This is a genomic window from Terriglobales bacterium (assembly GCA_035624475.1).
GTDB lineage: Bacteria > Acidobacteriota > Terriglobia > Terriglobales > Acidobacteriaceae > DASPRL01.
Genome location: DASPRL010000168.1, coordinates 1 through 11033, shown reverse-complemented (window position 1 = coordinate 11033; position 11033 = coordinate 1). Strand labels below are relative to the sequence as shown.

Here is an 11033-nt window from a genome sequence, read left to right as displayed (position 1 = left end):
CATGGCCGATCTGGCTTCCAGCGAACATAGGCCCGATACCTCCGAAGCGCGGGCCTACAACCGCATCCGGCGGCGGCTGAGCCTCGCCGACGCCGTGCTCGGCTTCGCCCTGCTCCTGCTGCTGCTGGCCACGGGCTGGAGCCAGGACCTGCGCGATCTGGCCCTGCGTCTGGCTTCCGCGCACTACGCCCTCGCGCTGCTGGTGTACGTCGCGCTGCTGGCGGTGCTGGCCAAACTCGCCGGGCTGGGCTTGGACCTCTACTCCTTCCGCCTGGAGCACCGCTACCAGCTCTCCAACCAGAAGCTCGGTTCCTGGGTCTGGGACGAGATCAAGGGGATGCTGGTGGGCTTGGTGCTCGGCGGCATTCTGGCCGAGGCCGTCTACTTCATCCTGCGGCAGTGGCCGGAACGCTGGTGGCTGATCGCCTGGGGCGTCTTCCTGGCGCTCTTCGTCCTCTTCGCCCAGATCGCGCCGGTGGTGCTTTTCCCGCTCTTCTACAAGTTCACGCCGCTGGAAGACCAGGAACTCAAGGACCGCCTGCTGCGGCTGAGCCAGCGCGCCGGCGCGCGCGTGCGTGGCGTCTACGAGTGGAAGCTCTCGGAGAAGAGCAAGAAGGCCAACGCGGCGCTGGTGGGCCTGGGCAGGACGCGGCGCATCATCCTGGCCGACACGCTGCTGGCCGGCTACTCCGCCGACGAGATCGAGTCCATCCTGGCGCACGAACTCGGCCACCACGTCCACCAGCACATCCCCAAGAGCATCGTGGTGGAGGCGGGGATCTCGCTCCTCGGCTTCTGGCTGGCGGGGCGGGTGCTGGCGCTCTCGGTCGCACGCCACTGGTTCGCCTCGCTCGACGACTTTGCCAACCTGCCGCTGTTGCTCCTGGTCTCGAGCGCACTCTCGCTGCTGCTGATGCCGGCGATGAACGCCTACTCGCGCAGCAAGGAGCGCGAGGCCGACCGCTACGCGCTCGACGCCACGGGGCGGGCCGCGCCCTTCATCTCCTCCATGAACAAGCTGGCGGAGCAGAACCTGGCCGAGCGCGAGCCCGCGGCCTGGGTGGAGTGGCTCTTCCACTCGCATCCTGCCATCTCCAAGCGCATCGCAGCCGCGGAAAACTGGGAAAAACGAAAAGCTTCAGCCACGGATTGACACGGATTCCCGCGGATCGTTCTCGAGTTTTTCTTGATCCGTGTTGATCCGTGTCAATCCGAGGCTGATTCTTCTATTTGCGCGCGGCCAGCAGGGCTTCCACTCGGCGCAGGTCCTCTTCCGTGTCCACGCCCACGGTGTCGAAGGGCGTCTCGGCCACGTGGATGGAGATGCCGTTCTCCAGGAAGCGCAATTGCTCCAGGCGCTCCGTGCGCTCTAGCTGGGACTCGGGCAGGGAACAGAAGCGGTCGAGCGCGGCCTGGCGGTAGGCGTAGAAGCCCAGGTGCTTGTAGTAACGGATCTCTTCGGTGCCGTCGCGGTCGTACGGTATGGTCGAGCGGGAGAAGTAGAGAGCGCGGCCGGCGGCGTCGGTCACGACTTTGACCGCGTTGGGATTGACCACGTCGTGGGCGGCGGCGCGGGTCTTGAGGGTGCCCACCGGAATGGCCGGGTCCTGCATGAGCGCGAGCAGCGCGGCCACGTGCTCGGCGCGGGCCAGGGGCTCGTCGCCCTGCACGTTGAGATAGACGTCGGCCGCGAGCGACTGCGAAACCTCGTGCACGCGCTCAGTGCCGCTCTTGTGCTTCTCGGAGGTGAGGCGCGCGTTCCAGCCATTCTTCCGGCAGAGCGCCAGGACCTCGTCCGAATCCGCGGCCACGATCACCTCGGCTAGGCCGGGCGCGGCGCGCACCGCCTCGACCACGTGGGCCAGCATGGGCCGCCCGGCGATCGGGCGCAGCACCTTGCGGGGCAGACGCTTGGAAGCCAGGCGCGCGGGTATGATGGCGACCGCTTTCATCGGCCGCTATTGTAACGGAGAGGCCGGTTTGACACCCTTTGCGAGCGCCTCTTAGAATCGAGTTGGTCGTGCGCGGGCCCTCCTGGTTTCTCCTCACAAGTGGCGGTGTAGCTCAGGTGGTTAGAGCGAGGGTCTCATAATCCCTAGGTCGTTGGTTCGAGTCCAACCGCCGCCACCAAGATCTCTGAGATTCCTCGCAACGAGCGCTCGGGATCTCGGCTGCGGGCTCACGCCCGCAAAGCGCCTCAACCTCTTGACCGCGGGCGGGCGCAGGCGTAGCCTCCGGCGGAGGGTGGCGGTGTTCACTCCCACCCCAGGAGGCAGGGCATGGATTTTCTGACCGCTCTCTGGCTTCCCATCCTGCTGTCGGCGGTGATCGTCTTCGTCGCCAGCTCCATCCTGCACATGGTGCTGCCCTACCACCGCAGCGACTACAAGAAACTCCCCGAGGAGGACAAGCTGCTCGCCACCCTGCGCGGGGCCGGCCTGCAGCGTGGCCTCTATTTCTTCCCCTTCTCCACCCACAAGGAGATGAAGTCGCCCGCCGTGATCGAGAAGTTCAAGCAGGGGCCGGTGGGGACGATGACCGTCCTGCCCAGCGGGCCGCCCGCCATGCCCAAGTTCCTGGGACTGTGGTTCTGCTATTGCCTGATCATCGGGTTCTTCGTCGCCTACCTGGCCTGGCACACGCTTCAGCCCGGGACGCACTACCTGGTGGTCTTCCGGGTGGTGGGCACGGCCGCTTTCCTGGCCTATGGCCTGGGACATCTCAGCAACGGCATCTGGAAGGGCCAGCCCTGGGGCGTGGTCATCAAGGAAGTGATCGACGGGCTGATCTACGGCCTGCTGACGGCGGGAACCTTCGGCTGGCTGTGGCCGCACTAGGGGCCGAGCCGGGAAACCCGGCCCCCCGCCCCTTTCCGGCATCAAACAGGGTATAATCACCAGAACCCACACCCACGGAGTTGCTGTAGCAAAACACCCCGATGTCGAAGCCAATCAAGATTCTCCTGCTCGCCCTTTCCACCCTGATCGTACTGTTCACCGTCGCCGGAGGCCTGGGAGTGCGGGCCGCGGGCGGAGACGGCGCCTACCGCCAGCTCCAGGTCTACGATGAGGTGCTGACCCGCATCCGCAGCGAGTACGTGGAAGAGCCCAACATGACCCAGGTGACCGACGGCGCCCTGCACGGGCTGCTGGAGTCCCTGGACGCCAACTCCAGCTACCTGACCCCGGCCGAGTACAAGTCGTACAAGGAGCGCAAGGGCACGGCCAAGGCGGGCATCGGGGCGACCCTGTCGAAGCGCTTCGGCTATGCGGCGGTGATCTCGGTGATCCCGGGCGGGCCGGCGGACAAGGCGGGCCTGGAGGACAGCGACATCCTGGAAGCCATCGCGGGCAAGAGCACGCGCGACATGTCGCTGGCCGAGATCCGCACCGTGCTCTCGGGCGAGCCCGGCTCCACCATCCTCGTCTCGGTGGTGCGGGCACGGCGGGTGGAGCCGCAGAAGATCACCCTCACCCGCGACGCGGTGAAGATCCCGCCCGCCAGCGAGCGCATGATGGAAGACGGCGTCGGCTACATCAAGCTGGACGCCCTGCCCAAGGGCATGAGCCAGGAGGTCGCCGCCCGGGTGAAGAGCCTGCAGCACGCGGGCGCCAAGAAGCTGGTGCTCGACCTGCGCAACGTCTCCGAGGGGGACGAGTCCGAGGGCATCGCCCTGGCCAACCTCTTCCTCAGCAAGGGCACCATCACCTACCTGCAGGGGCAGAAGTATCCGCGCGAGACCTTCACCGCCGACCCCCAGAAGACGCTGTGGACGGGGCCGCTGGCGGTACTGGTGAACCGGGGCACGGCAGGGGCGGCCGAGATCGCGGCCGCGGCCATCCTCGACAACGCCCGCGGCGACGTGGTGGGCGACAAGACTTTCGGGGTGGGCTCGGTGCAGAAGCTGATCGAGATCCCCGACGGCTCGGCGCTCATCCTGTCGGTGGCCAAGTACTACGAGCCCAACGGCAAGGCCATCCAGGATGCGGCGGTGACGCCCAGCGTGCTGGTGGCCGACGCCTCCGACGATAGCGTGAACCCGGACGACGACAACGCCGCGCCGCCGGTAGAAGAGCCCAAGAAGGAGACTCCCAAGGAAGACCTGCAACTGCAGAAGGCCCTGGAGACGCTGAAGAAGGGCACGCAGAAGGCGGAGGCAGAGGCGCCGGCCGCGGGGCAGCCCCCGATGGCGCAACCCGCCGGCGTACCGCGCTAGATTCTCTTAGCGATTCTTCCGGCCGCGGCCCAGCGCCGCGGCCGTTTTGTTTCCAGGCGGGTGGCCCATCCTTCCGCGGGTGAGTATATCCCGAAAGCAGAACAGGCGGGGGTGGCCCATCCTTTGCCGGCCCGGAGCGCAGGCGACGGGCGTTCGTGGCAAAGGGTGGGAAGGGCAGAATCATGTGCGGCCCGGTCCGGCGCGCCGCGTGCTATCCTGAAATCCGGACTCCGCGCGCATGGAATCGCTGTTCTCAAGTCTGCCGCCGGTGCAGGTAGCCGGGCGGAAGCTGGTGGGCCGGGTGGTCTTCGGTCTGCTGCTGGTGGGCGCGGCCCTGCTGGGGAGCCTGTCCGGGCTGCTGATCGTCTATTCCACCGACCTGCCCCAGGTGGACGCGCTGGAGCGATTCCGCCCCAGTTCCGTCACCCTGCTCTACGACGACCAGAACCGGGTGATCGGCTCCTTCGCGCTGCAGCGCCGCATCCTCGACAACTACGACGACTTCCCCAAGGTGCTGCGCGATGCGGTGATCTCCATCGAGGACAAGGACTTCGAGCGCCACTGGGGCGTGAACTTCGGGCGGGTGCTGAGCGCCGCCTACCGCGACATGACCACGGGAGGACGCTCGCAGGGAGCCTCCACCCTGACCATGCAGCTCTCCCGCAACCTCTTTCTCTCTCCCGACCGCACCTACCGGCGCAAGATCCAGGAGGTCATGCTGGCCATCCAGATCGAGCGGCGCTTCACCAAGCCGCAGATCTTCGCCATGTACGGCAACCAGATCTTCCTGGGGCACGGGGTGTACGGCTTCGAGGCGGGAGCGCAGTTCTACTTCAGCAAGAAGGCCAAGGACCTGACCCTGCCGGAGGCGGCGCTGCTGGCAGCCCTGCCCAAGGCTCCCAACGCCTACTCCCCCATCGAGCATCCCGACAAGGCGCTGCGGCGGCGCAACCTGGTGATCGACAACATGCTGGAGGACGGCAAGATCACGGTGGCGCAGGCCGCCCAGGCCAAGGACGCGCCCCTGGGCCTGAACCTGCGCTATGACACCAACTCGGTGGCGCCCTGGTTCGCCGAGGAGGTGCGCCAGTACCTGGAGAAAAAATACGGCAGCGACGAGGTGCACGAGGGCGGGCTGCGGGTCTACACCTCGCTCGACCTGGACCTGCAGAACGCGGCCACGCAGGCGCTGCGCGACGGCCTGGCCACCTACGAACGCCGCCACGGCTGGAAGGGGAACCTGCCCAACGTGGCCGCCTCCGGCGACACGGTGGAGAGCTACCAGGATCCCGACTGGATCGAGCCCATCGCCGTGGGCGGCTACGAGCATGCCCTGGTCACGCAGGTGACGCCCGCCGCCGCGACCGTGAAGTTCGGGCCCTTCACCGCCAGCCTGGGCGCCAAGGACATCACCTGGACGGGGCGGCGCTCGCCCAAGGAGTTGTTCAAGTCCGGCGACGTGGTGTACGTGAAGATCCTCTCGCTCCAGGCCGACCATACCGCCCAGGTCAGCCTGGAGCAGGATTCCGGGACCCAGGGAGCGCTGATCGCCCTGGACAACGCCACCGGCGACATCCTGGCCATGGTGGGGGGGCGGGACTTCGACCGCTCCAAGTTCAATCGCGCCACCCAGGCCCTGCGCCAGGTGGGCTCCTCCTTCAAGCCCTACATCTACACCGCCGCCATCGACGCCGGCTACACCCCGGACGACACCATCCTGGACGCGCCCGTGACCTTCCCCAGCTCGTCGGGTCCGTACTCGCCCCACAACTACGACAACAAGTTCGAGGGAGTGATCACGCTGCGGCGGGCGCTGGCGCAGTCGCGCAACATCCCGGCGCTGAAGCTGGCCGCCAAGGTGGGCATCCGCACCGTGATCGACTACGCCCACCGCTTCGGCATCACCACCGACATCCCGCCCTTCCTGCCGGTGGCGCTGGGCGCCGCCGACATGACCGTGATCGAGCACACCGCCGCCTTCACCACCTTCCCCGACGACGGGGTGCGCGTGGTGCCGCGCTACATCCGCAAGGTCACCGACTACGACGGCAAGGTGCTGGAGGAGAACTACCCCGAGGTGCAGGACGTGGTCAGCGCGCGCACCGCGCGCATCATGACCTCCATGCTGCAGGAGGTGGTGCAGCACGGCACCGGCTACCAGGCCGCCAAGCTCAAGCATCCCCTGGCGGGCAAGACCGGGACCACCAACGATTTCACCGACGCCTGGTTCCTGGGCTTCTCGCCCTCCCTCACCTGCGGGGTGTGGGTGGGCTTCGACGAGAAGAAGACGCTGGGCAACAAGGAGACCGGGGCCATGGCGGCCCTGCCCATCTGGATGAGCTTCATGAAGGTGGCCATCCAGGGGCATCCCGACGAAGAGTTCCTGTCGCCGCCCACGCTGCCGCCGCCGGCGGTGGCCGAGCAAGTGACCACCCCCGACCATGCTCCCGGCGGGGACACCGAGAACCACTAGGGCACGCTCCGGAGGGCCGACGCCGGTCTCAGGGGCTGAATCACGCGATGCTCAGATGGTGCTCCAACGAGGGATGCCCGGCGGCGCCGGCGAGGAGTAGGCTGCCCAGTATCTCTCCCCTGCGATCCCGTCCTGCGGTTGGAGGCGCGTCATGCGGATGCCTGCGAGGCGCACTGCTCTTCGCTGCAATGTGCTGGCTCTTGTGGTTGGAATCGCGGTCCCGCTGCTGGGCCATCCCCTGGCTTCGGCGCAGACCGGCGGGGCGCCCACGCGGCCGGAACTGGTGCTGCAAACCGGCCACACCGCTCCGGTGCTGGCGGGTGCGCTGAGTCCGGACGGACGCTGGGTGGCCTCCGGGGGCTCCGATGCCACGGTCCGGCTGTGGGAGTTGGCGACCGGGCGCGAGCTGCGCGTCCTCACCGGACACACCGACCAGGTGGCTTCGGTGGCCTTCAGCCCGGATGGGCGCTGGCTCGCTTCCGGATGCTGGGACCAGACGGTCCGGCTGTGGGAGGTGGCGACCGGCCGCGAGATCCACACCTTGACCGGCCACAGCGGTCCCGTCTTCTCCGTGGCCTTCAGCCCGGACGGGCGCTGGCTGGCCTCCGCCAGCGACGACGGCACCATCAAATTATGGGATCCCGGCAGCGGCCGCGAGGTCCGCACCCTGAGAGGACACCGCCTGGGCTTGGTGGCGGTGGCTTTCAGCCCGGACGGGCACTGGCTGGCTTCCGGGAGCGTCGACAAGACCATCAAGCTGTGGGAGGTGGCCACGGGGCGCGAGATGCGCACCTTCACCGGGCACGCTTCCAAGGTGAACTCGGTGGCCTTCAGCCCGGATGGGCGCTGGCTGGCCTCGGCCAGCGACGACAAGACCGTCAAGCTGTGGGACACGGCCACGGGGCGCGAACTGCGCACCCTGGCCGGGCACAGCGCCCAGGTGAACGGGGTGGCTTTCAGCCCCGACGGGCGCTGGCTGGCCTCTGCCAGCTTCGACAAGACGGTCAAGCTCTGGGACGTTGCCACGGGAAGCGAACTGCGTACCCTGGTGGGGCACAGATACTGGGTCCTTTCCGTGTCCTTCAGCGCGGATGGGCGCTGGCTGCTTTCGTCCAGTTGGGACCACACCCTCAGGCTCTGGGAGACCGCCAGCGGTCGCGAAGTGCGCGTCTTCACCGGATACACCAACAGCCCCTTCGTCGTCGCCTTCAGTCCCGACGGACGCTGGCTGGCCTCCGGGACCTGGAACGCGACCATTCGGGTGTGGGAGGTGGCGACGGGGCGCGAACTCCGCCCCCTGACCGGGCACAAGGACACGATCTCTTCGCTGGCCTTCAGCCCCGACAGCCGCTGGCTGGCCTCGGGGAGTTGGGACAAGACCATCAAGCTGTGGGAAGTGGCCACGGGGCGCGAATTGCGCACGCTGGCCGGAAACACGACCCAGGTGAGTTCGGTGGCCTTCAGCCCCGACGGGCGCTGGCTGGCCTCCACCAACGAGGACCCCAGCACGCAGAAGGGCACCGACACCACCGTCAAGATCTGGGACGTGGCCACGGGCCGCCAGGAGCGCACCCTCGCCGGACACACGAATCAACTGAACTCCGTGGCCTACAGTCCCGATGGGCGCCTGCTGGCTTCCACCGGCTATGACAAGACCATCCGGCTGTGGGACGCAGCCACGGGCCGCCCACTGCGTGTCCTGACCGGCCACGACAGCACGGGATGGAACAAGGTCTGGGCCGTGGTCTTCAGCCCAGATGGCCGCCTGCTGGCCTCGGCGGGGTCCGACCATGTCGTCAAACTGTGGGACGTGGCCAGCGGCCGGGAACTGCGCACCCTGGCCGGCCACAGCAATCAGGTCTACGCCTGCGCCTTCAGTCCGGACGGGCGCTGGCTGGCCTCCGCCAGCTACGACCACACCATCAAGCTGTGGGATGTGGCCACGGGGCGAGAGCTGCGCACGCTCACCGGCCACACCAGTTCGGTGGGGAGCGTGGCCTTCAGCCCCGACGGACACTGGCTGGCCTCCAGCAGCGAAGACAGCAGCCTGCGTCTCTGGGAGCCGGCCAGCGGCCAGGAGGTGGCCTCCCTGATCACCATGCGCAGCAGCAGCGACTGGCTGGCGGTCACGCCCGACGGCCTGTTCGACGGCTCCGAGCAGGGCATGAAGGACCTGGTGACCTGGCGCATCGGCGACCATGTCTATCCTCCGGACAAGTTCTTCGCCGACTACTACACGCCCGGCCTGCTGGCGCGCATCCTCGCCGGAGAGCGGCCCAGGCCCACGGTGGACATCGCCAGCCTCAAGCTGCCGCCTGCTGTGCGCATCCTCTCGCCGGCCGCGGGCACGGTGAAGAGCGACCGCGCGCTGGTGACGGTGGAGGTCAAGGACCAGGGCGGAGGCATCGCCGGCGTCAGCCTCTACCAGAACGGCAAGCTGGTGGACGCGCGCGAGGCCGGCCGCGGCTTCCAGAGCGCCTCCGACACCTACGCCTTCGAGGTCGAATTGGTCCCGGGCGAGAACGTGCTCAAGGCCGTGGCCACCAGCAAGGAGCGGGTGGAGTCGAATGACGACGCGGTGCGCCTGGTGCTGGATGCCCCGCCGCCGTCCAAGCCCATCCTGCACCTGCTGGTGGTGGGCGTGAACCAGTATGAAGATTCGGAGCTGAACCTGAACTTCGCGCGCCAGGACGGCGAGGCCATCGCCCGCTTTTTTGAGACCCACGAAGAGAGGCTGTTCTCTTCGGTGGACGCGGTCACGCTCTTCGACGACCAGGCCACCCAGGCCAACCTGCGCGCCGCGCTGGAGAAGCTCACCCACGACGCTAAACCGGAAGACGTTCTGCTCATCTATCTTGCCGGGCACGGGGTCGGGCTGGAGCAGCAGTTCTACTTCCTGCCCCACGAGATGCACATCGAGGGCGACGACGAGGCCGCCATCCGCCAGTACGGGGTCTCGGCGCTCACCCTGGGCGACTACCTGCGGCGCATCCCGGCGCTCAAGCAGGTGCTGATCCTGGACGCCTGCCAGTCGGAGACGGCGCTGCCGGTGCTGGCCAAGCTGGTGACCTTCCGCGGGCTGGGCAGCCCGGAGCGCAAGGCCACGCAGATGCTGGCGCGCGCCAACGGCGTCTACCTGCTGGCCGCTTCCACCAAGCAGCAGTACGCCGCCGAGGTGCCGCAGCTCGGCCACGGTGTGCTGACCTACGCGCTCTTGAGTGGGCTGGGAGAGAAAGGCGAGCCGCAGGCGCCCGCGAACCCGGAGGGCATGATCACGGTGCTGTCGCTGCTGCAGTACGTGAACCAGCAGGTCCCCGACCTCACCGAGCAGTACCAGCACGCCAAGCAGTATCCGGTGAGCTTCAACACCGGGATGGACTTCCCGCTGCTCGTGCGCTAGCGTCCGGTGACCGCGGCCGAGGCGTGCTCCACGGCGACGAAGCTCTCGTCGAGGATGCGCACGGCCTCGTCCACGTCGCTCTTGGCGATGTTGAGCGGCGGGGACATGCGCAGGCAGTTGCCGTAGAAGCCGCCCTTGCCGATGAGCAGGCCGCGTTCGCGCGCCGCTTCCATCACCGCGTTGGTGGCGGCGGGAGCAGGCTGCTTGGACTTGCGGTCCTCCACCAGCTCCAGGGCCTGCATCAGGCCCATGCCGCGCACGTCGCCGATGAGCGGGTGCTTGTCGGCCAGCGCCTCCAGCTTCTCGCGCCAGTAGGCGCCGACCACGGCCGCGTTGCTGCGCAGGTCGTCTTCCTCGATCACGTCGATGACCGCTTTGGCGGTGGCGCAGGTCACGGGATTGCCGCCGAAGGTGGAGATGGTCAGCCCCTGGAAGGAGTCGGCGATCTCGGGTCGCGTCACGGTCAGGCCGACGGGCTGGCCGTTGGCCAGGCCCTTGGCCGAGGTCAGGATGTCGGGCTCCACCTCCCAGTGCTCGATGCCGAACCACTTGTGCCCGGTGCGGCCCCAGGCGGTCTGCACCTCGTCGGCGATGAAGTCGCCGCCGTACTGCTTCACGATGTTGAAGGCGAGCTTGAAATATTCCTTGGGCGGAGTGATGAACCCGCCCACGCCCTGGATAGGCTCGGCGATGAAGGCGGCGATGCGCCCCGAGGTGGAGAACTGGATCACCTGCTCCAGGTCCTTGGCGCAGGCCACCTCGCACTCCGGATACTTCAGTCCCAGCGGGCAGCGATAGCAGTAGGGGTTCATGGCGTGCACGATGCCGACCTCGATGGTGGCCTTGCGCCAGGTGTGCATGCCGGTGAGCCCGCGGGCCAGGGAAGAGCGCCCGCTGTAACCGTGGCGCAGGGCCACGACCTCGAGATTGCCGGTGTGCATGCG

General features: G+C 67.7%; 7 protein-coding genes and 1 tRNA gene. 6 read left to right on the top strand and 2 right to left on the bottom strand.

Going from position 1 to position 11033, the window contains the following annotated elements:
* Nucleotides 1–1153: M48 family metallopeptidase (locus VEG08_06935; GenBank protein HXZ27719.1), on the top strand; the 1153-nt coding region annotated here is incomplete at its 5' end.
* A gap of 73 nt (nt 1154–1226) precedes the next feature.
* On the opposite strand, the gene kdsB is transcribed toward VEG08_06935, so the two are convergent.
* The gene (gene kdsB, locus VEG08_06930) at nt 1227–1952 is read right to left on the bottom strand and encodes a 3-deoxy-manno-octulosonate cytidylyltransferase (GenBank protein ID HXZ27718.1); all 726 of its coding nucleotides are present in this window, start codon (nt 1950–1952) and stop codon (nt 1227–1229) included.
* A gap of 101 nt (nt 1953–2053) precedes the next feature.
* Here kdsB and VEG08_06925 point away from each other — a divergent pair.
* The 5 genes from VEG08_06925 to VEG08_06905 all read left to right on the top strand — a co-directional run bounded on the left by VEG08_06925 (nt 2054) and on the right by VEG08_06905 (nt 10089).
* A tRNA-Met gene (locus VEG08_06925) sits at nt 2054–2130 on the top strand.
* A 149-nt stretch (nt 2131–2279) separates the two neighbouring features.
* Nucleotides 2280–2837, top strand: coding sequence for a hypothetical protein (locus VEG08_06920; GenBank protein ID HXZ27717.1), 558 nt, complete (start codon nt 2280–2282; stop codon nt 2835–2837).
* A 101-nt stretch (nt 2838–2938) separates the two neighbouring features.
* Complete coding sequence (locus tag VEG08_06915) at nt 2939–4216, top strand: S41 family peptidase (GenBank protein ID HXZ27716.1); 1278 nt, start codon at nt 2939–2941, stop codon at nt 4214–4216.
* Between the two features lie 238 nt (nt 4217–4454).
* Complete coding sequence (locus VEG08_06910; GenBank protein ID HXZ27715.1) at nt 4455–6689, top strand: PBP1A family penicillin-binding protein; 2235 nt, start codon at nt 4455–4457, stop codon at nt 6687–6689.
* Nucleotides 6690–6891: 202 nt separating this feature from the next.
* The gene (locus VEG08_06905; GenBank protein HXZ27714.1) at nt 6892–10089 is read left to right on the top strand and encodes a caspase family protein; all 3198 of its coding nucleotides are present in this window, start codon (nt 6892–6894) and stop codon (nt 10087–10089) included.
* Here the strand turns inward: VEG08_06905 and VEG08_06900 are convergent.
* Nucleotides 10086–11033, bottom strand: a 948-nt coding sequence (locus VEG08_06900; GenBank protein HXZ27713.1) for an aminotransferase class III-fold pyridoxal phosphate-dependent enzyme, incomplete at its 5' end; no start/stop codon positions are given. The genes VEG08_06905 and VEG08_06900 overlap by 4 nt on opposite strands.